18 protein-coding genes are annotated in these 18,840 nt (G+C 58.8%); 7 read left to right on the top strand and 11 right to left on the bottom strand.

What is annotated here, in order from left to right:
* Nucleotides 1-4: 4 nt before the first annotated feature.
* Nucleotides 5-331 carry an HMA2 domain-containing protein gene (locus tag ABRZ28_RS14875; RefSeq protein ID WP_330520690.1) on the bottom strand — a complete coding sequence of 109 codons (327 nt, stop codon included), beginning with the start codon at nt 329-331 and terminating at the stop codon, nt 5-7.
* Between the two features lie 342 nt (nt 332-673).
* Here ABRZ28_RS14875 and ABRZ28_RS14870 point away from each other — a divergent pair, with 342 nt between their 5' ends.
* Nucleotides 674-1,039 (top strand): HMA2 domain-containing protein, encoded by a 366-nt coding sequence (locus ABRZ28_RS14870; protein ID WP_319605337.1) that lies wholly within the window; start codon nt 674-676, stop codon nt 1,037-1,039.
* 128 nt (nt 1,040-1,167) lie between these two features.
* On the opposite strand, the gene ABRZ28_RS14865 is transcribed toward ABRZ28_RS14870, so the two are convergent.
* The 3 genes from ABRZ28_RS14865 to ABRZ28_RS14855 all read right to left on the bottom strand — a co-directional run bounded on the left by ABRZ28_RS14865 (nt 1,168) and on the right by ABRZ28_RS14855 (nt 3,491).
* Complete coding sequence (locus ABRZ28_RS14865; protein WP_319605336.1) at nt 1,168-1,635, bottom strand: YqeJ family protein; 468 nt, start codon at nt 1,633-1,635, stop codon at nt 1,168-1,170.
* A complete protein-coding gene (locus tag ABRZ28_RS14860) occupies nt 1,632-2,477 on the bottom strand; it encodes a winged helix-turn-helix domain-containing protein (RefSeq protein ID WP_330520689.1) in 846 nt (281 codons plus the stop codon). Before ABRZ28_RS14860 ends, ABRZ28_RS14865 begins: the two co-directional genes overlap by 4 nt.
* A gap of 129 nt (nt 2,478-2,606) precedes the next feature.
* Nucleotides 2,607-3,491: a LysR family transcriptional regulator gene (locus ABRZ28_RS14855; protein WP_330520688.1), complete on the bottom strand. Its 885-nt coding sequence runs from the start codon at nt 3,489-3,491 to the stop codon at nt 2,607-2,609.
* 98 nt (nt 3,492-3,589) lie between these two features.
* Between ABRZ28_RS14855 and ABRZ28_RS14850 the strand changes: the two genes are divergently transcribed.
* A complete protein-coding gene (locus ABRZ28_RS14850; protein WP_330520687.1) occupies nt 3,590-4,738 on the top strand; it encodes an alpha/beta fold hydrolase in 1,149 nt (382 codons plus the stop codon).
* A gap of 1 nt (nt 4,739) precedes the next feature.
* Here the strand turns inward: ABRZ28_RS14850 and ABRZ28_RS14845 are convergent, their stop codons facing one another.
* Entirely contained in the window at nt 4,740-6,113 is a 1,374-nt protein-coding gene (locus ABRZ28_RS14845) for an MFS transporter (RefSeq protein ID WP_330520686.1), read from the bottom strand.
* Nucleotides 6,114-6,250: 137 nt separating this feature from the next.
* On the opposite strand from ABRZ28_RS14845, the gene ABRZ28_RS14840 reads away from it, so the two are divergent.
* Together ABRZ28_RS14840 and ABRZ28_RS14835 are read left to right on the top strand one after the other, a co-directional pair.
* Nucleotides 6,251-7,144 (top strand): LysR substrate-binding domain-containing protein, encoded by an 894-nt coding sequence (locus tag ABRZ28_RS14840; protein ID WP_330520685.1) that lies wholly within the window; start codon nt 6,251-6,253, stop codon nt 7,142-7,144.
* A gap of 149 nt (nt 7,145-7,293) precedes the next feature.
* The gene (locus ABRZ28_RS14835; protein ID WP_330520684.1) at nt 7,294-8,943 is read left to right on the top strand and encodes a methyl-accepting chemotaxis protein; all 1,650 of its coding nucleotides are present in this window, start codon (nt 7,294-7,296) and stop codon (nt 8,941-8,943) included.
* A 100-nt stretch (nt 8,944-9,043) separates the two neighbouring features.
* Here ABRZ28_RS14835 and ABRZ28_RS14830 read toward each other — a convergent pair whose 3' ends face one another.
* The 4 genes from ABRZ28_RS14830 to ABRZ28_RS14815 form a co-directional block, all read right to left on the bottom strand.
* A complete protein-coding gene (locus ABRZ28_RS14830; protein WP_319605329.1) occupies nt 9,044-9,817 on the bottom strand; it encodes a DUF3750 domain-containing protein in 774 nt (257 codons plus the stop codon).
* A gap of 188 nt (nt 9,818-10,005) precedes the next feature.
* Nucleotides 10,006-11,187 (bottom strand): MFS transporter, encoded by a 1,182-nt coding sequence (locus tag ABRZ28_RS14825; RefSeq protein ID WP_330520683.1) that lies wholly within the window; start codon nt 11,185-11,187, stop codon nt 10,006-10,008.
* Nucleotides 11,184-12,323: an alkene reductase gene (locus tag ABRZ28_RS14820; RefSeq protein WP_330520757.1), complete on the bottom strand. Its 1,140-nt coding sequence runs from the start codon at nt 12,321-12,323 to the stop codon at nt 11,184-11,186. The genes ABRZ28_RS14825 and ABRZ28_RS14820 overlap by 4 nt, the downstream gene beginning before the upstream one ends.
* Nucleotides 12,324-12,326: 3 nt before the next feature.
* Nucleotides 12,327-13,637, bottom strand: coding sequence for an SGNH/GDSL hydrolase family protein (locus ABRZ28_RS14815; protein WP_330520682.1), 1,311 nt, complete (start codon nt 13,635-13,637; stop codon nt 12,327-12,329).
* A 111-nt stretch (nt 13,638-13,748) separates the two neighbouring features.
* On the opposite strand from ABRZ28_RS14815, the gene ABRZ28_RS14810 reads away from it, so the two are divergent.
* Nucleotides 13,749-14,660 (top strand): LysR family transcriptional regulator, encoded by a 912-nt coding sequence (locus ABRZ28_RS14810; RefSeq protein ID WP_330520681.1) that lies wholly within the window; start codon nt 13,749-13,751, stop codon nt 14,658-14,660.
* 76 nt (nt 14,661-14,736) lie between these two features.
* On the opposite strand, the gene ABRZ28_RS14805 is transcribed toward ABRZ28_RS14810, so the two are convergent.
* A complete protein-coding gene (locus ABRZ28_RS14805; protein ID WP_330520680.1) occupies nt 14,737-15,567 on the bottom strand; it encodes an isocitrate lyase/PEP mutase family protein in 831 nt (276 codons plus the stop codon).
* Nucleotides 15,568-15,636: 69 nt separating this feature from the next.
* Entirely contained in the window at nt 15,637-16,518 is an 882-nt protein-coding gene (locus ABRZ28_RS14800; RefSeq protein ID WP_330520679.1) for a LysR substrate-binding domain-containing protein, read from the bottom strand.
* 273 nt (nt 16,519-16,791) lie between these two features.
* Here ABRZ28_RS14800 and ABRZ28_RS14795 point away from each other — a divergent pair, with 273 nt between their 5' ends.
* Nucleotides 16,792-17,967: a methionine aminotransferase gene (locus ABRZ28_RS14795; protein WP_330520678.1), complete on the top strand. Its 1,176-nt coding sequence runs from the start codon at nt 16,792-16,794 to the stop codon at nt 17,965-17,967.
* Nucleotides 17,968-18,038: 71 nt separating this feature from the next.
* The gene (locus ABRZ28_RS14790; protein ID WP_319605322.1) at nt 18,039-18,815 is read left to right on the top strand and encodes an ABC transporter substrate-binding protein; all 777 of its coding nucleotides are present in this window, start codon (nt 18,039-18,041) and stop codon (nt 18,813-18,815) included.
* Nucleotides 18,816-18,840: the final 25 nt, after the last annotated feature.

Raw genomic sequence — 18,840 nt, 5'->3', positions numbered from 1 at the left:
ATGATTAGGATGACGGCGAGAGCGACTGAATCAACTGTTCCAGCGCTTGCTGGGCCGCGATATCATCCGCGCCGAAAACCTGCGTCAACAGCGCCGGATTGATTTGTCCGGCGTCATATTCCAGCAGCAAACTTCCGGTATGCGTATTGAGGTTATAGCTACGCAGCACGCTATCGGGGTGGCATAATGCCTCTAGTTTTTCCAGCTTTCCCTTACCAAGACTGGGAATCAGCCGGTTAGTGAAACGCAAACGTATACGTCCCGGTATATGATGCTCCACCGTCACAAAACGCCGTAACATCATCAGCCCGCTTAACTCTTCTGACTCCATACTGCTTCCTACATCTGCGAACGTGGCGGACATTATCCGGCCCGATATTAAACCTGTCCGCATCAACGGCGGACAGACGTAAAAAAATACAACGCTGTCATTATCAGCCGATGGGAGAGGGATTCTTTGCGGTTTATCAAGTGGTTCAGGCTTTTGTTAATTGGAGGGTAAAAAACTTCCGGTAGACGTTTTCAACGTCGCTTTAGCGACGCCCCGTCAGGGATGGCGGGTCACAAAAACCGGCGAATTTACCGGCAATAAGTGGACAAGCCAGGAGTGGTAACGTAAATTGTTCGCATTGCTATTTGCATGTAAATCGTTATTTGCCTATCAGAGGTCGCCATGAAACCCTACCTGCACCAGACTCAGAATCGTATTCGCGTTCGGTCCGACTTTATTCAGCGCAATCCCAAACAGGTGGAGCGGGTCGTCAGAGAGTTGAGTCAACAGGATGGCGTACAAACGGTCACCCACCGCGTCTATGCCGGATCGGTAGCAATCTGTTTTGATCGCCGCAGGGTTGCCGTCGATGAATTGCTGGAGAAATTTGAGCGGCTCGGCTGGCTGAAGGCGGCCGAAGATCAAGACTACATCGATAGTACGATTCGCCGGGGCGCCAAAACGCTGCTGAAAGGGTTGGCCATCGGCGCCTTAAAACGCACCGTCGGCGGTCCGATTATTACCGCGATGAGCGTGCTGGCCCGCTGATAAACGGCCCAATGCAAGATGATAATGATAGGAGACCTTTTGCTGGCGCGATGTCTCCTTCGCTTTTTCCGCGCCGCCCATAACCACGACTGAATATTATTACGCGGCGCAAGCGCCCGTTTTTCCTATCATCGCTTTTCGCACAGGAATGAAGGCACCGGCTCGGCGGCAAACACCCACCCTTCGTCTCCCTGCGGATAAATAACAATATTAAAATTAATGTCCTTTTTAAAATAGAACGCCGGCATCAGTTCGCTAAAAACCGTATTTTCCGCCTGATTAGGCATCGAGTAGGAATTCGTTGAGGTGAGAGAATAGCTATTGTTCACTTTCGCATAGGTGAATACCGTCCTTCTATTCACCGTATGCGTTACGCCTTCCGGCGTGACTTCCGCGCCATTTAGCATGGCGATGCCGTTATTATCATAAAAAATATAGCTCATTAATAATTTAAGAACATGACCGTCCTTATGCAGAATAAAAGAGGCGTCGCACGATAATTTCGTCGGCTTTGGGCGATTAATATAAATCAACGCGATGAAAAGCATCATCCCCCCCGCTAAGAGAATAACCATCTGTTTATTCAGCCGTCTCATTTTTTTATTCCTCCTGCAACAAACAGATGCGATACGCAATGATTATCCTGGTGGTTATCATTCAGCGGCGACCGGCATTGAACAACAGAATTCACCGTCGAAAAATCATAGGTGGTAATATAGACATACTTATTTTCCGCACAAGAAACCTCATCGTGATTAACAATATTCATTACCTTTTCTTTTGGCGCCAATGCATTGGCAAAAAGACGGCAACCTTTATATTCGCCGGCGTCTGTATAATGATCAAAATAACCACTGACGCGATTATTCGCGTGATAAAGAGGATACGATGCCGCCGTCAGACAGACCAATACCGCAATAAGCCAGAAAGATTTTGCATAGCGTTTTTTCTCACCTTTGCGCTCAATATTTTCCGCCGCCGCCATCCCTGGCCCGGCGCGAGTTATCCGTTTCGACGCAACCCTGGCGTCAGGTTCGGCGGTGGAATTAACCTCGGCATCGGATGCCGGTAAATATTCAGTCGGATGATGACTTTCATCGGCTATAAATTCTATTTCAACGCGCTGAGAAAGCATCAATCCTTTACGCGATACGGTTTTTACCACGTCATCGCCCAAACCAATAGCGCTGAGGCTTCTCCTTAGCAGCGATATATTCTGATAAAATGTATTTGGCGTAACGGAAACGCCAAATTTATGCCAAACCTCAGAGAAAAAAGTCGCCTGTTCGATAATTTCATATCGGTTCTCAATCAGCAGCAACAGGCAACGACTAACTGGTTTATTCAGCATTTCCGTTTCATCGCTAATCAGCGATTTAAGTTGATTTCCGTCGACATAAAAATCAACCATGCCATTAATACGGTACACCTTATGCATAACATAATCTCAATGTAAAACAAGGGGCTATTGGCATCAGCCCAATAGGCTCCGCTCCCCCATAAGCACGCCGCCTGTATCGACTTCGCTTCGCAAAGCCGACCGGCCGCAACGTAAAAGATGGCGGGACTATCCATAAGCGACGAATGCGGTCAGTAGCGGCGTATTATCTTGTTTGCGCCATGCAAAGGCGACCTCATACGTTAACGACGCGTCCGGCTCTTCCAGCGGACGAAAGGCGACATTCTCCCAGCCGCTGGCCTGCATGAACTCAGGCACCAGGGCAATGCCCAACCCCGCCGCCACCAATCCCAAGATGGTTTCCATTTGCACCGCCCGCTGCGCGACCCGCGGGATAAATCCGGCCCGTTCACAGGCCGCATGGATAGTTTGATAGAGTCCCGGCCCTTCACTTTGGGGAAACATAACCCAGGCTTCACCCGCCAATGCGCCAATGGTCAGCGAGGTGGCGCCGGCCAGCGCATGATCCTGCGGCACGGCCGCGACCAGTCGGCTGGAGAGCAGCGGCCGCAAAGCCAGAGATGAGGCCGCATACCCCGGCACGGGCAAGGCGACGATAGCGATATCGAGACGGTCTTCCAGCAAGTCTTTAATCTGCCGCGCGGTGGTCGCTTCGTGCAAATCCAGCGCGACCTCCGGGTGCTGCTTGCTGAAACCGGCGACCATAGCGGGCAGACGATGGCGTACCGCGCTGGCGACAAAGCCGATGCGCAGCGATCCGGTCAGCCCCTGCCCCGCGCGTCGCGTCAGCGTTTCAGCGCGAGCCATCTGCGCCAGAGTGCGACGCGCCTCCTCCTGAAGCACTTCCCCGGCGGCGGTTAAGCCGGTAATACGGTGGGTGCGCTCAAACAGGCGGACGCCCAGCGCATCCTCCATATTGCGGATAGCGGCCGTTAGCGGCGGCTGAGCCATATTCAGTCGCTCGGCCGCCCGGTGATAGTTCATGGTTTCCGCGACGGCCAGAAACTGCTGCAACTGACGCAGACTTAACATAAATCGATATCCTGAATGTATTAAATGACAATATAGACAGTATTAGACATATCATTATTGCGCGCCGATGATAAATATTATTTCACGCGGGAACCACGATGATGAGACATTCAGGCGATTCATACGCCAGCGGCGGCTGGCGCAAAAAAATGCTGGCGAGCTTACTGCTGACCGCCGCGCCGCTGGCGTCCGCCGGGGAGACGGAGCAAAAACAGGCGTCGCGGGCGGACGACGAGACGGAAATCACGCTCGTCAGAAAGGATCGATACCTTCCCTTGCAAGCGGGAATATCGCTGTTTATCAGGGAAGTCAGACCGGCGTCATTACCCGCCGATGGCGCCTCGCCGGTGCTGTTGCTGCACGGCGCGCGCGTACCCGGCGTCGCCTCCTTCGACCTGCCGGTAGCGGGCGGATCGCTGGCCGGCGACCTGGCGGCGGCGGGTCATCGCGTTTACATCATGGATCTTCGGGGCTATGGTTTTTCCAGTCGACCGGCAGCCATGAGCCGGCCGCCGGAACTCAGCGCGCCGCTCATGCGCACCGCCGATGCCGTCGACGACATCGGCGCGGCGATCGGCGCCGTCATGCAATGGAGCCAAAGCGACAAGGTCAGCATCCTGGGTTGGGCGACGGGCGGACACTGGGCCGGCGCTTATGCCGCGCAATATCCGCAGCACGTTGATCGTCTGGTGCTCTACAACACCCTTTACGGCGGCAGCCGTCACCACGACACGCTCGGTCTGGGATCGCCGCTCGATACCCCCGACAAACCGGGCACCTTTCACGCATCCCGCTTCGGCGGTTATCGGGTCAACAGTCGCGCCAGTCTGTTCCCCGCCTGGGACAACAGCATTCCGTCGGAAGACAAGACCCGTTGGCGGGATGAGCGGGTCGCGCAGGCTTATGCCGATGCGGCGCTGGCTTCGGACGATACCGCTTACCAGCGCGATCCGCCGGGTTTCAGAGCGCCTTCCGGGGCGATGGCCGACAGTTTCGAACTGGCGATAGGTAAAAAACAGTGGCAGGCGGCGCGACTCACCATGCCGGTGCTGGCGATCCGCTCAGAGAGAGATTTCTGGAGCCGCGCGCAAGATGCCGACGCGCTGGCGCGGGAAGCGCCCGACGCACAGGCGCTGACCATCCCGTCGGCCACGCACTTCGTCCATCTCGACCGCAACGAAGCCGGCAGAAGCGAGTTTTTATCGGCCGTCATCCAGTTTCTGGCGCGCCGCGACGACGGCGCATAACCTACACGGTTTTACTTATCTCTTCCGTCAACAGCGCGCCCAACAAGGCAAAACCGATCAACGCGGCAAAACCGTATTGGAAGCCGGTCATGCCGGCATAGGCGTTGAGGATGATCACCATCAGGGCGAGGGCGATCGCCCCGCTGGCATATTGCGCCGTAACCATCAGCCCGCTGGCTATCCCCTGCTGCTCATCCGGCACCTCATGCATGCCGACGACGAATTTGGCGGTATAGATCATGCCATGCCCGACGCCGCTGAGTAACAAGCCGGGGATAAACAAAAACCAGTCGATATGTTCTTCCAGAGAAAAAACGATCGCCAATAATCCTGCGGCGCCAAGCAGAAATCCCCAGCGCAACACCCTGGGCGCCGGGATACGCGTAAACAGCTTACCGGCAATGGCGTTGCCGACGATAATCATCAGCGTCAGCGGGATGAAAACCAGCCCGGTCTGCAACGCGCTGTAGCTATAGTGCGCCTGCATCAGCAGGGTGAGCAGAAACAGCTCGGTACCCACGCTGGCCATATATAACGCGCTGGCGATGCTCCCGCGCTGCAAAGAAACCAACCGCCGAATGCCGCGGCCCACCAGCGGTCGCCTGCCGTAGCGCTCGCCGAGCAGAAACAGCGATAACAAGATCGCGCTCGCCCCTAACCCGCGGTGAGTGTTGATATGGTCAAGGCCGTGATCGGCTAATGAGGTCATCGCCAGCACGATACTCAGCACGCTCAGGGTTCCCAATAATGATGACAGCAGCGGCAGTTTTTGGCGCTGCGCCGGGCGCACGATAGCAAGAAAATAGCGGCGCGCGGACCAGATACAGATTAACCCGATCGGCACATTGACCAAAAACACCAGCCGCCAGCTAAGCTGGGTAAACAGTCCGCCCAGCACGACGCCGGCCACCAGCCCCGCAGCGCCGACGGCGCTCCAGACGGTTAACGCGTTCGCCCGCTCTTGCCCCGGACGGAAATAATGAGAAATCAATGCGATAATAGCGGGTTGCAACAGCGCCGCGCCTAAGCCCTGAATCCCCCGCGCGACGATCAGCGCGGCGGCGGATGTGGTTATCCCGCCCAGCAGCGAAGCCAGACTGAACAGCGCCATCGCGAAAACAAACATGTTTTTGGCGCCGGCCGCATCACAAAGCCGGCCGCCCGCCAGTAAAAAACCGGCGAATATCACGCCATAGGCGGAAACGATCCATTGCGCATGCGCATCGGGCAATTGCAGGCTGCCGGCGATATCGGGCAATGCGACATAGATAATCGAATAGTCCAGCGCGATAACAAATTGCGCCAGCGACAACAGGATCAGCGCAGGCGATAAACGCGACCTCAGCTTGTCATCCGCAGAAATACAACTAGCCATAATCCTCTTCCCCCGGTAAAAACCCCATCTCAAGAATGAATTGAATTCATCATAAAAGCAGCGTTTAATCAGCTTACTTCCATTGAGAATGCCGACTCAAAGTCATTGATTTCATCCATAGATGAGATAAATTCATCATGAGAAAAAAACGTTTACCGCCATTGGGCGCGCTGCGGGCCTTCAATGCCGTCGCCGTTCATCGCAGCTTCAAACTGGCCGCCGACGAGATTGGCGTCACCGCCACCGCGATCAGCCATCAAATACGCCTGTTGGAAGAACAGCTGGCGACAAAAGTGTGCGAGCGCAGCGCCAAAGGCGTCACGTTAACCCCTGCCGGAGAGATGCTCTTTGCCACCACGCAGCGCGTTTTTAGCGCGCTACAGGACACCGTGGAAAAAATTCATGCCGTAAATGCGCCGCCGGTGCTAACCATCACCACCACCTCGAACTTTCTAACCCATTGGCTGGTGCCGCGCCTGGCAGACCTGAAAGCGGCGTTGCCGGCTATCGATTTACGTTTGCATACCAGCGTGGAACGCGTCGACCTGACGAGAAAAACGGTGGACGCGGCGATCCGCTATCGCGAGGAGCGAGAGGAAACGTTAACCTCGACGCTGCTTTATCAGGATCGCTTTGTGCTGGTCGCCAGTCCGCGGTTAGCCATCAAACAACTGCGGGATTTATCCTCGGCCACGCTGTTTCACGTCGATAATCGCCATATACCCGCGCTTTCGCCAAGCTGGGAGAACTGGCGCCGTCGCTTTGGCCCCGCCGACCTGAATATTGACGCCGGCTTACACTTCACCGACGAAACCCATGCCATTCAGGCGGTGGTCGCCGGCCAGGGGATCGCCATCGTCAGCAGCCTGCTGGCGCATGATTTTATCCGGCAAGGCGTGCTTAGCGCGCCGTTTGAACATGCGCTGCCCGGCGCGAATTACTATCTGGTGACCCTGCCTGACTATGCCGGACGGGACGATATCGCCCATCTGCGAAGCTGGCTGCTCGCTCAGATGCAAAAAGTCGCTTGACCCTGTTTTGCAAAGTAAAAGTGAAGATTTAGGACTTATTGACGATAACCAATAGCCGTATGGATACCTTACAGGTCAACATCGACCAATCAGGAAAGGACGCAGTCACTCAAATCCACATGCAGCAAATCGTCATATAAGGCTCGACTATGTCCATCACCCAAAGGTTAACCATTGTTATCACCCTGCTGGCGCTCTCGCTTTGCGCGCTGGCGGCTGCTTCGATCTACGCGATCAAAGGTTTTCAGCAGCGCTTTGAATATGTGCAGGCCAACACCATCACCAGTATCCGGGATCTCGCCAAAACCCTTAATGCGGCCAATCAGTTGCGGGTAGAGATGTACCGCCATCAGGGCGCTCCCGACAGACAGCCGGAAACGGAGCAAAACATTGAGGCGCTAATCAAACAGTTGGAAGAGCTCAACGTCTACTACGCCCATAACGACATCTCCAGCGATCTGGACAAGGCCATGACGGAACAGGACGCCAAAGATATCGCGGCTATCAAGGCGGCTTTTCCGGCATTCATCGCCGCGTCGCGCAATGGCGACGATGCGGTCACGCTGCCGCTGATATTCAACGAATCCGGCGTGGGCGGAACCATCCGCACGCTGATTACAGGGCTGGAAAAACAGACCACCCATAATATCGAGATAGGAGAAGAGCTGAGGGAGCAGAATCAGGCCGTTTACGATCGCACCTTCTGGGGAATGTTGCTGTTCTCCGCCATCGTGATTATCGCGGTCGGCCTTTTCGCCGCCAAAATCATCATCAACGTGCGCAACAGACTGAACGGCATGCAGCGCGTGATGGTCGGCGCCAGCGAATCGCTCAATCTGACCTACAGAGCGGACGACAGCCAGCGGGATGAAATCGGGAAAACCGCCCTTGCGTTTAATACCCTGCTGGACAAGGTCAGCGATGCGCTCTCCGCCGTAGCGGCATCCGCGCAATCGGTCAGTTCCGCGTCCACGCAAATCACCGCCGGAAACGAGGATCTGTCGTCGCGCACCGAAGAACAGGCCGCCTCTCTGGAACAGACCACATCCGGCATGGCCTCACTCAATGATACCGTGAAACAGAACGCCGATAATGCCATGCAGGCCAGCACGCTTTCCGGCGAAGCCAACAGTCTGGCGGAACAGAGCGGCGTGGCCGTCAGCGCCATGGTCAAAACCATGGAAGACATCAAAAACGGTTCGGCGAAAATCGCCGACATTACCGGCGTCATCGAAGGTATCGCCTTCCAGACCAACATCCTGGCGCTCAACGCGGCGGTGGAAGCGGCGCGTGCCGGGGAAGCCGGACGCGGTTTCGCCGTGGTCGCCAGCGAAGTACGCAGTCTGGCGCAACGCTCCTCTACCGCCGCCAAGGAAATCAAGGAACTGATCCAGTCCTCTGTGCAGTTGGTGGGTAACGGCGCCATTCAAGCCAACGATGCGGGACAGCGGATGGACAACGTACAAACGGCGATACGCCAGGTGACCGATATTATCAGTGAAATCGCCGCCGCCGCGACGGAGCAAAGTCAGGGTATAGGACAGATGAACCAAGCCATCGGTCAGATGGATGAAGTGACGCAGCAGAACGCCGCGCTGGTGGAAGAAGCCTCCGCCGCCTCTCAGTCCCTGCAAGATCAAGCCACGACGCTGAGTAGTCTGGTGGCGACATTCATCCTTAACGGCAATAGCGTGCAGAGCGACCCGGCGCGCACGACGCTAAAACGCCCGCAATTAACCGCCCAGCTAACGAAAAAAGCGCAGGAAAGCCGCAGTGACGATAACTGGAGTTCGTTTTAATTAAGCCCGGATAAATCGGCATCGGGAGCCGTTCTCATGAACGGCTTCCATATCGACAGGACAACCGATACTTACGTCAAAATACGAAGAAACGACGTCGTCAGCCCTCATCCTGTTTCACACTGTCGCGCCCCAGTCGGCCGATAAAAGGCAAACGCAGCGCCGGTGAATTGATATCCACGCCCACATTCAGCCCCAACACATTGACCTCGATACCTTCCTCCACGCCCAGCGTCACCCCCAGCACGCCCAGCAACGATACCTGCACGCCCTTGCCGGAAGGGGGCAAGCCGATCGGACGCGTTAACGCGCGGTAATCCTTGCCGACGGCGTTGGCCGGCATATCCAGCTTCAGCGCCGGCACTTCCCTGCCGATATGCGCAATAAAGGTATTGCTGTTCGGGCCGGGCCAGGCGCGGTAGGTATGCGGATAGGGGTAACTTTTGATCGCGGCTTCAATCCGCGGGATCATGGCTTCGGCCGCCGCTCCCCGATGATCCGCCAACAGCGACGGGCGCGCGCCATACCAATAGCCGTCGGGGATCGAGCGGTTACGACGAACAACATTCTCATCGCCCCACCGGGTGACCTCATAGCGGCTGTATTGCGTTTCACCGGCTTTCTTGAAGATGATCCAGGGATGCACCGCCACCAGTCCGCGCCAGCCATACGTGGGCGCCGCATAGATTTGCACTACCGCCGTTTGCCGGAATTTCACCGGATCCGGCGCTATCCCCGCGGAATCACGCTTGGTTCCCCACCAACTCTGGCCGGTGAAGGTCTCCCCGCGCTGCGTTGCTTTAGCATAACTCTGCCAAAATGACAGCAGCAGCACACAGACAAAACCAATCGTCAACACCTTGAGATAGCTCATCTATTCAGTTACCCCGATGAAAGAATGAAAAGGAGGGATTGGCGAGCGCCATCCGTCACCGGATAAGCCGCGGCGGCCTTATCCGATACCGTCACTTTATACGGTTTTTTTTCAATCTATCACAAGAAGTGCAAAGGAATTGCGGCTTGAAGCTGTCGCCAGCGTCAAGCCGCGGTATGGTTTAAAACCTATTGAGGGGAAAAACGGCGATGCCGCTGCGCCAGCCACAGCAACGGCAACTGCGCCAGCAACGCCAGCAGCACGCCCACCCAGGGCGTCAGCGTCAGACGATCCTGCGCCACCAGCGCGCCGCCCGCCGTCTCGCCCAGGGTAATCCCCAGATTGAAAGCCGAGATATTCAGCGCCGAGGCGAAGTCCACCGCGCGCGGCGTCCAGCGCTCTGCGGTCTCCAGCATACCCGCCTGAAAGCCCGGCGACATGCCGAAGGCCAGCGCGCCCCAGATAAACAGCAGCGGCACCATCGCCAGCTTATAAGGCATCAATAGCGCCAGCGCCGCGAGCGCCAGCAGCAACCCCGCCAGCAGACGCCGCAAGGCGGCCGCCCAGCCCAGTTTTGTCGCCAACCGACCGCCGGCCAGATTGCCGACCAGCGTCGCCGCGCCGAACACCATCAACAGCAAACTGGCGCCATGGACGGAAAAACCCGAAATGTCGGTCAGAATCGGCGTCACGAAGGTGAAAGCCGCGAAGCTGGCGCCGAAGCCCAGAACGGTGACGCACATCATCGCCAGGATGGCGGGCTGGCCCAGCGCGGCCAACTGCGTCGTCGCCCGACCCGCCGACGGCGCAGCTAGCGCCGGCACCCAGCGCGCGGTAGCCGCCCAGGCGACTGCGGCCAGCAACGCCACGGCAAAGAACGGCAGCCGCCAGCCAAAACCATTGCCGATATAACTTCCCAGCGGCACGCCGATGACCATCGCCAGCGTCAGCCCGGCGAACATCAGCGCAATGGCGCGGCTGGCCTGCCCTTGCGGCGCCAGCCGCGCAGCCACCGTCGCGCCGATAGCGAAGAAACTGCCGTGCGCCACCGCGGTGACGATGCGTCCGGTCAGCAGCATGGCATAACTGGAGGACAACGCCGCCAGCAGATTGCCGACGAGGAATACGCCCACCAGCGTCAGCAGCACCGGCCTGCGCGGCCAACGCGCCAGCCCCAACACCACCAGCGGCGTGCCAATCGCCAGCGCCAGCGCATATAAGCCGACCAGTCCGCCGGCGCGCGCCAGCGACACGTTAAGATCCGTAGCGATGGCCGGCAGCACGCCGACCACGATAAACTCCGCCACGCCGATGGCGAAAGCGGTCACGGCCAGCGCCCAGACGCCGGCATGGGTACCTTGCCTACTCATACCTTGTCGCCCTCCGTCGTCAGTTGTTGCCCCGCCGAACGCGCGCGGGGATAGTCGGTATAACCCTCAGCTCCGCCGCCGAAAAAGCGGCTGGCGTCGGGTGGACTCAGCGGCAATCCCAGCCGCAAACGCGTCGGCAGATCCGGATTGGCGATAAACGGCCGCCCAAAGCCGATCAGATCGGCCCAGCCGTTGCCCAGCGCCTGCTCGGCGCGCGCCAGATCGTACTTGCCGGCGTAGATCAGCGTACCGCGGTAGATCAGGCGCAGCGCCTCTTTAAACGCCGCCGGCATAGTCGGCGCATCCTCCCAGTCCGCCTCGGCGATATGTATGTAGGCCACGCCCAGATCGTCCAGCAGCCGGGCCGCGCCGAGGTAGGTCGCCTGCGGGGTGTCATCCACGGCGCCCTGCAAGGTGGTCAGCGGCGCAAGCCGCACCCCAAGACGCTGCGCGCCGGTAACGTCGGCCACCGCCTCCACCACCTCGCGCAGAAAACGCAGGCGATTGGACAGGCTGCCGCCGTACTCGTCGGTGCGCGCATTGGCCTGCGAGTCGATAAACTGATTGATCAGATAGCCGTTGGCGGCGTGCAGTTCGACGCCGTCGAAGCCCGCCGCCAGCGCGTTGCGCGCGGCGTCGGCGTAGCTGCGCGCCACATCGGCGATCTCCGCGCGCGTGAGCGCCCGCGGCGCCGAATGCTGCACCTTTTCGCCGGCGCCGGAAAGCGCGCCTTTGCCAGCGGGGTCAATAAACACCGTCACCCCTTCGGCCACCAGCGGCGAGGAGGAAACCGGCGCCGCGCCGCCGGGCTGCAACGACGTATGCGACACCCGGCCGACGTGCCACAGCTGGGCGAAAATACGCCCGCCGGCGGCATGCGTCGCCGCGGTTACGCCGCGCCAGCCGGCGATCTGTTCCGGCGTGTGTATGCCGGGCGTCCAGGCGTATCCCTGCCCCTGTCGGCTGATTTGCGTACCTTCGCTGACAATCAGGCCGGCCGAGGCGCGCTGCGCGTAATATTCCGCCATCAGCGCAGTCGGCACGTTGCCGTCGCCGGCGCGCGAACGGGTCATCGGCGGCATGACGATACGGTTGGGCAATATCAGGTCGCCCAGTTGATAGGGGGTGAAAAGCATCATTTATTGCTCCTGTGTCGCGGCCGAATGGTTCCCGGCCAAAATCGTGGGATCGGCAAACAGCGCATTGAGATCGACGGCGTCCGCCATCACGCGGTTGCCCGCATCGCCGGGATGCAGCCGATCGCCGGAATCGACGTCGCCATCAAGACGTTCGGGATGCGCCGCATCGCGCAGTACGGCGTCGAAATCGATCACCGCGTCGAACGCGCCGCTGCCGCGTATCCAGTCATTGACCTGACGGCGCAAAGCGTCCTTTTCCGGGTGATAGTAGTTGTCCAACGGCGTGTCGGGCAGCGCGCCGGCGAACGGCGTCAGCGTGGCGCCGATAACGCGTATGCCGCGGCGGTGCGCCTGGGCGATCAATTGACGATAGCCGGCCGTCAGCGCCGCCAGCGTCGGCCGCGGGCTGGTCGGCGCAAACGCCGTTCCCGGCCAGGCGATATCATTGATGCCCAGCATCACGATAACGCTCTGTACGCCCGGCTGGTTCAGCACGTCGCGATCCAGCCGCGCCAGCGCATTGACGCCCATGCCGTCTGAGAGCAAACGGCCGCCGGAGATGCCGGCGTTGATCACCGCCGCCCCATGCGGCGCCAGCCGGACGGCCAGCAAGTCCGGCCAGCGGCGGTCTTTATCCAGCGACGCGGCGGCGCCGTCGGTAATGGAATCGCCGATGACCGCCACCGCCCGTGCCGGCGCGGCCGTCTCAACCTCAACGCCCGACCACAGCAGCCGCGTGGTGGTGCTCTGCAACGCGTCCTGCCCGTCAGACCACCGCCGATCCGACGCGCGATCGCCGGCTACAATCCAGCCGCTCTGCCGACCGTCCCAGTGAAACGTAGTGACCGGGGTCTTCTCAGGCAGATAGAGGCTCAGCGCCACCTGCCCCAGCGCCGGTACGGACAGAGCGACCGGATCGCTGATAAGCGACGCGCCGGGGAGGATTGTCGCCGTTTCCCGTCCGCCGAACGTCAGGGTACGCAGACTGCCGGCAGCCAGCGCGTCATCCTTCGCCGGCAGCGCGAGCGTCGCTTTGCCCAGCGTCACCGGCTGACGGCCATAGGCATTGGACAGCTGGATACGCAGCCGCTCCCCGCCCAGGCTGACGCGCGCGATCTGACGCACGGTTTGCTGATGCAGTTCGCCCGGCGTATTGAGAGGAAACAGAAAATCCGCCTCCCAGACCGGCTGAGGGCTGGCGCTCCACGACGCGACCCAGGACGGCTCGGCGGCGCGCGCGGCGGGGAGTTGAGCGGCGGCGAGCGCGACGCTTAGCAGCAGAGGGCCGGAGATTTGAGTGAGATTTTTCATATCAGTGAATTCAGTAGCAAAATATTGTCAAATGATGAACTCAACGACATAAATGAACTAGACTGGCGTCAGGAAAAACATTTGTGAACTGAAGTCATTAAGGAGGCCGTTATGGCGCGTTTAGATGTCAACCGATCCGGAGAGCTGGAGGTGTTTGTACAGGCCATTGAGCTGGGCGGCTTTTCCGCCGCCGCCCGCGCCTGCGGCATGACGCCCTCCGCCGTGAGCAAGCTGGTCGCACGCCTTGAGCGGCGGCTGGGCACCCGACTGCTGAACCGCTCCACGCGCCAGCTCCAGCTCACGCCGGAGGGCTGCGTCTTTTATGAGCGCGGCGTGCGCATTCTGGCCGATCTGAATGAGGCGGAACGTTGCGCCAGCGCTCATGCGACGCCGCGCGGTCGGCTGAGGGTGAATGCCAACGTCCCCTTTGCTCACCATTTCCTGTTGCCGCTGGTGCCGGAATTTCTGGCGAGTTATCCCGACGTGACGCTGGATATCGTCGCGACCGATGAGGTCATCGATATTCTGGAGCAGCGCACCGATGTGGCGGTGCGCGCCGGTCCGCTCAAAAGCTCTAATCTGCTGGCGCGCAAACTCGGCCAGACGCGCATGACCATCGTCGCCGCGCCCGACTATCTGCAACGCCACGGCACGCCGTCCACGCCGGATGAACTGACGCGGCATAACCGACTGGGCGCCAACTACGCGCGCGTCCAGCGCGGCTGGCCGCTGCGCTACGCCGGCGAAGATATCGAGGTGCCGGTCACCGGCAACGTGCAAGCCAGCGACGGCGAAGCGCTGCGCCGCCTGGCGCTCGCCGGCGTCGGGCTGGCCCGTCTGGCGGCCTTCCAGGTGCGCGACGATATTGCCGCCGGCCGCTTACGGCCGGTGCTCGAAGATCTCAATCCGGGCGATAACGAAGAGATGCATGCGGTATTCGTCGGTCAGGGCGGCTACCTGCCGCTACGGGTGCGCGCCTTGCTGGACTTTCTGGTGGAACGGGTCAGGATCGACGCGCGGTGATCGGGAATGACAAGTTCTTTAACTGGGGCATCAACGATACCGATTAACCCACCCCAAATCCCATAGCGCGAACGGATTAACGGCTGGCGGAGGTGAAATAACGTTCAACATCGGCAAAGCCCATTGCATCATCCAGCGATAAGAAAGAACCCGATTTGTTCATTTCCTCCGCCGCCCGGATAAACGCGCCCAGAGCCAGTCGGGATAACGCCGATCCGACGCTGATACGCTTGACGCCCGCATGCGCTAACCGATCGACGCTAAAGGTCGTTCCCTGAATACCGGCTATTACGTTAACCGGTTTCGTCAGTGACTGACAGACGGTGCGGATGGTATCCAAATCGCGTAATCCGGGAGCAAAAAGCACATCCGCCCCCGCGCTTTCAAAAGCCTGCAACCGACGGATGGTATCGTCCAGGTCAGGCTTGCCCCAGAGATAATTTTCACAGCGCGCCGTCAGTATAAAATCGTGGGGCAATTTTCTACAGGCTTCCGCCGCGGCATCAATGCGTTCCACCGCAAGCTGGAAGTCATAGATGGGATGTTGCGCCTCTCCCGTATGATCTTCCAGCGAACATCCGGCAAGGCCGATGCCGGCGGCAACCTGGATCGTTTCCGCCGCGCTTTCGGGACTGTCGCCAAACCCTTTTTCCAGATCGGCTGAAACCGGCAGCGTCGTTGCCTCGACCAGCGAACGACAATGTTGGATGACTTGCTCACGACTTACCTCTCCTTCTTTTACCCCCAGAGAGAAAGCCATTCCCGCGCTGGTTGTCGCCAACGCCTGAAACCCCACCGCCGCCAGAATTCTGGCGGTACCGACATCCCACGGATTGGGGATAATGAATGCGCCGGCGCCTTCATGTAACCGCCGAAAAACATTGCCGACATGCTCTGCATTCGCCATTTTATCCTCCGTTTTACGTTGAAAACTCACAGTACAAAGCCCCTGCCGCGCAACACCGGCGATAAAGATTCAACAATTTGTTTCAATACAGTGCGTAAAACAGGCGAGAAAATCGGTCAGCCATTGCGCCTGCACATCAGGGCGATGCACCAGATAATAAGCGGCGCCGGTGTTTACCTCGTCATCGCAAGGCCTGACCAGGCGCTGTCGCCGGATATCTTCCACCACCAGCGTGATATCCGCCATCGCCACCCCGAAGCCCTGGATCGCGGCGCTGATGGCCAGATCCATGGTATCGAACTGCTGATTGCGGCGCATAACCCGCTCATCCATACCCTGGGCTTTCAGCCACAGTTTCCAGTCACGCCGGTCCTGCGTGGGATGCAACAGCGTGAACGTCGTCAGTTGCTGCGCCGTCAGCCTGTCATGTCCGGCCGGCAGCAGATGCGGCGCCGCCACCGGCGACAGCACCTCGTCAAACAGCTTGACGCCATGCCCCCGCGCCGCGCCGTCCGGCGCGAACACCACCGCCGCATCATAGTCTTCCGCGCGAAAATCGACGTCATGTTCAGTGGTGGTGGTGAGCGATACGTGAATATCCGGCCGCGCCTGCTCCATTCTCATCAGATGCGGCAGCAGCCAGCGCATGGCGCAGGTGGGCGCTTTCATCCGAATGGCGCCGCGCTCGCGCACTTTGCCCGTCACATTGAAAAGTTGCTCGAATATCTCGCTAATTTCCGGCAGCAGCCGACTGCCCTCCGGCGTCAGCCGCAGACCGCGCGCGTGGCGTTGAAACAGCATCACGCCCAGCCAGGCTTCCAGCGAGGCGATCTGGCGGCTGACCGCGCCCTGAGTAACGAACAGCTCCTCCGCGGCGCGGGTAAAATTGAGGTGGCGGGCCGTCACCACAAAGGCGTGCAGGGCATTCAAAGGGGGAATACGTTTATTCATTATCGGAACCTGCCCTCAAGCAACGAGCCATAAGAAAATCGACTACATAAATATGTTATCGGCCGCCAGGAAAAACGCGGATGCGGATTGCTGGCAATCAGCGGCTACCCCGCCATTTCCGCTGAGGTTTATGCCACAATAGCGGGAAATAACGCCCTCAGCCATGAATTTTACTCATGGCTATTATGACAACAATTCGATTGTGCCGCCAGCCGCCGCAACGTCTAATAAATGAATAATTATTCACTTATTATGGCGAAAACGGAGATAGATATGCCGATTCAAACCCCGGTTCAATTCAGCTCAAAATTACCGGATGTGGGTACCACCATTTTCACCGTTATCAGTCAGCTCGCCAATCAGCACAACGCCATCAACCTGTCGCAGGGCGCCCCCAGCTTTCCCTGCGCGCCCGAACTTATCGCCGGGGTGACCCGCGCCATGGAACAGGGCCATAATCAATACGCCGCGATGACCGGACTGGTATCGCTCAAAGAGGTGGTCGCGGAGAAGGTCAACCGCCTGTACGGCCAGCGCTACGACGCCGGCCAGGAGGTCACCATCACCGCCAGCGCCAGCGAAGCGCTCTATGCCGCCATTTCCGCGCTGGTGCATCCGGGCGATGAAGTCATCTATTTCGAACCCGCATTTGACAGCTATGCGCCGATTGTCCGGCTACAGGGCGCCAAACCGGTGGCGCTAAAGCTGTCCGTTCCGGCCTTCAGCATCGACTGGGATGAGGTACAGGCCGCCATCAACGCCCGTACCCGGATGATCATCATCAACACGCCGCACAACCCGAGCGGACAGGTGCTGAGCGCCGACGATCTGGCGCAGTTGGACCGCCTGACGCGCAACACCGACATTGTGATCCTGTCCGATGAAGTGTATGAGCACGTGGTGTTTGATAATCAGCGCCACCACAGCATGGCGACACGGCAAACGCTGGCGGCGCGCAGCGTGATTGTCTCGTCATTCGGCAAAACCTTTCACGTGACCGGCTGGCGCGTGGGTTACTGTCTGGCCCCCGCAGCGCTGATGAATGAAATCCTCAAGGTGCATCAGTTCCTGATGTTCTCCGCCGATACGCCGATGCAGTACGCCTTTGCGGAATATATGGCCGACCCGGCGACCTACCTGTCGCTCGGCGCCTTCTATCAGCACAAGCGCGATCTGCTGGTCGATGCGCTGCGCGACGGCCCGTTTAAACTGCTGCCTTCCGCCGGCTCTTTCTTTATTCTGGCCGATTACCGCCATTTCAGCGACGAAAGCGACAGCGAAATGGTGAAACGGTTGATCGTGGAACAGGGCGTCGCGACCATTCCGCTGTCGGCGTTTTATACCGACGGCACCGACAACAAACTGATTCGTCTTTCTTTTTCCAAGGATGATGCGACATTGCTGGCAGGGGCGAAAGCGCTGTGCCAAGCGGCGGGCAACAGGCGTTAACGCGGTGTGTTTACGCTGTGGGACACTATTTTTAATCACAACTCATCGAATTAGCGGAGATCGTTCCCGATATGAAAAAATTAAACATGCTGATGGTATCGCTCGGTTTACTCTCTTCCTCCTTTGCCATGGCGCAGACCGAACTGCGTTTCGGGGTGGAAGCCGAATACCCGCCGTTTGAAAGTAAAAATGCGCAGGGCCAGTTGGAAGGATTCGATATCGATCTGGGCCATGCCATCTGTAAAGCCGGCAACTTCAAATGCTCCTGGGTCGAAACCTCATTTGACTCGCTGATTCCGGCGCTGAAAGCGAAAAAATTCGACGCCATCAACTCGGCGATGAACATCACCGAAAAGCGCAAAGAAGCCATTGATTTCACCACCCCGATTTACCGCATCCCAACCCAGTTGCTGGGCAAACCGGAGGCCGGACTGGCGCCGACGGCAGCGGCGCTGAAAGGCAAAACCATCGGCGTGCTTCAGGGTTCCATTCAGGAAATCTATGCGCAAACGCACTGGGCGAAACAGGGCGTCACCGTGACCTCTTACAAAGATCAGAATCTGGCCTATGACGATCTGGCGGCCGGCCGTCTGGACGGTACGCTGGTGATGGCGGCGGCCGGTCAAACCGGTTTTCTCGACCGGCCTGAGGGCAAAGGCTTCGCCTTTATCGGCCAACCGGTCGACGACGCCACCATTCTCGGCAGCGGCATCGGTTTCGGTCTGCGCAAAGGCGACGCCGAGCTGAAAGAGGCGCTGGATAAGGCCATCAAACAGGTGAAAGAAGACGGCACCGTCGAGAAGCTGGCCAAACAGTACTTCCCCGGCTTTGATGTACGGGTAGAGTGATATTCACAGCCGCCTGCCGAGGCGG

The organism is Brenneria sp. g21c3 (assembly GCF_040240345.1).
In the GTDB taxonomy this organism is placed as follows: domain Bacteria; phylum Pseudomonadota; class Gammaproteobacteria; order Enterobacterales; family Enterobacteriaceae; genus Brenneria.
Note: the sequence above shows the minus strand (reverse complement) of the source record. Positions and strands in the feature narration are given on the sequence as shown.

Excerpts from the sequence above, each read along its gene's own strand:
- ABRZ28_RS14875 (WP_330520690.1), bottom strand. The coding sequence starts at position 331 with ATGGAGTCAGAAGAGTTAAGCGGGCTGATGATGTTACGGCGTTTTGTG.
- ABRZ28_RS14870 (WP_319605337.1), top strand. The coding sequence starts at position 674 with ATGAAACCCTACCTGCACCAGACTCAGAATCGTATTCGCGTTCGGTCC.
- ABRZ28_RS14865 (WP_319605336.1), bottom strand. The coding sequence starts at position 1,635 with ATGAGACGGCTGAATAAACAGATGGTTATTCTCTTAGCGGGGGGGATG.
- ABRZ28_RS14860 (WP_330520689.1), bottom strand. The coding sequence starts at position 2,477 with ATGCATAAGGTGTACCGTATTAATGGCATGGTTGATTTTTATGTCGAC.
- ABRZ28_RS14855 (WP_330520688.1), bottom strand. The coding sequence starts at position 3,491 with ATGTTAAGTCTGCGTCAGTTGCAGCAGTTTCTGGCCGTCGCGGAAACC.
- ABRZ28_RS14850 (WP_330520687.1), top strand. The coding sequence starts at position 3,590 with ATGATGAGACATTCAGGCGATTCATACGCCAGCGGCGGCTGGCGCAAA.
- ABRZ28_RS14845 (WP_330520686.1), bottom strand. The coding sequence starts at position 6,113 with ATGGCTAGTTGTATTTCTGCGGATGACAAGCTGAGGTCGCGTTTATCG.
- ABRZ28_RS14840 (WP_330520685.1), top strand. The coding sequence starts at position 6,251 with ATGAGAAAAAAACGTTTACCGCCATTGGGCGCGCTGCGGGCCTTCAAT.
- ABRZ28_RS14835 (WP_330520684.1), top strand. The coding sequence starts at position 7,294 with ATGTCCATCACCCAAAGGTTAACCATTGTTATCACCCTGCTGGCGCTC.
- ABRZ28_RS14830 (WP_319605329.1), bottom strand. The coding sequence starts at position 9,817 with ATGAGCTATCTCAAGGTGTTGACGATTGGTTTTGTCTGTGTGCTGCTG.
- ABRZ28_RS14825 (WP_330520683.1), bottom strand. The coding sequence starts at position 11,187 with ATGAGTAGGCAAGGTACCCATGCCGGCGTCTGGGCGCTGGCCGTGACC.
- ABRZ28_RS14820 (WP_330520757.1), bottom strand. The coding sequence starts at position 12,323 with ATGCTTTTCACCCCCTATCAACTGGGCGACCTGATATTGCCCAACCGT.
- ABRZ28_RS14815 (WP_330520682.1), bottom strand. The coding sequence starts at position 13,637 with ATGAAAAATCTCACTCAAATCTCCGGCCCTCTGCTGCTAAGCGTCGCG.
- ABRZ28_RS14810 (WP_330520681.1), top strand. The coding sequence starts at position 13,749 with ATGGCGCGTTTAGATGTCAACCGATCCGGAGAGCTGGAGGTGTTTGTA.
- ABRZ28_RS14805 (WP_330520680.1), bottom strand. The coding sequence starts at position 15,567 with ATGGCGAATGCAGAGCATGTCGGCAATGTTTTTCGGCGGTTACATGAA.
- ABRZ28_RS14800 (WP_330520679.1), bottom strand. The coding sequence starts at position 16,518 with ATGAATAAACGTATTCCCCCTTTGAATGCCCTGCACGCCTTTGTGGTG.
- ABRZ28_RS14795 (WP_330520678.1), top strand. The coding sequence starts at position 16,792 with ATGCCGATTCAAACCCCGGTTCAATTCAGCTCAAAATTACCGGATGTG.
- ABRZ28_RS14790 (WP_319605322.1), top strand. The coding sequence starts at position 18,039 with ATGAAAAAATTAAACATGCTGATGGTATCGCTCGGTTTACTCTCTTCC.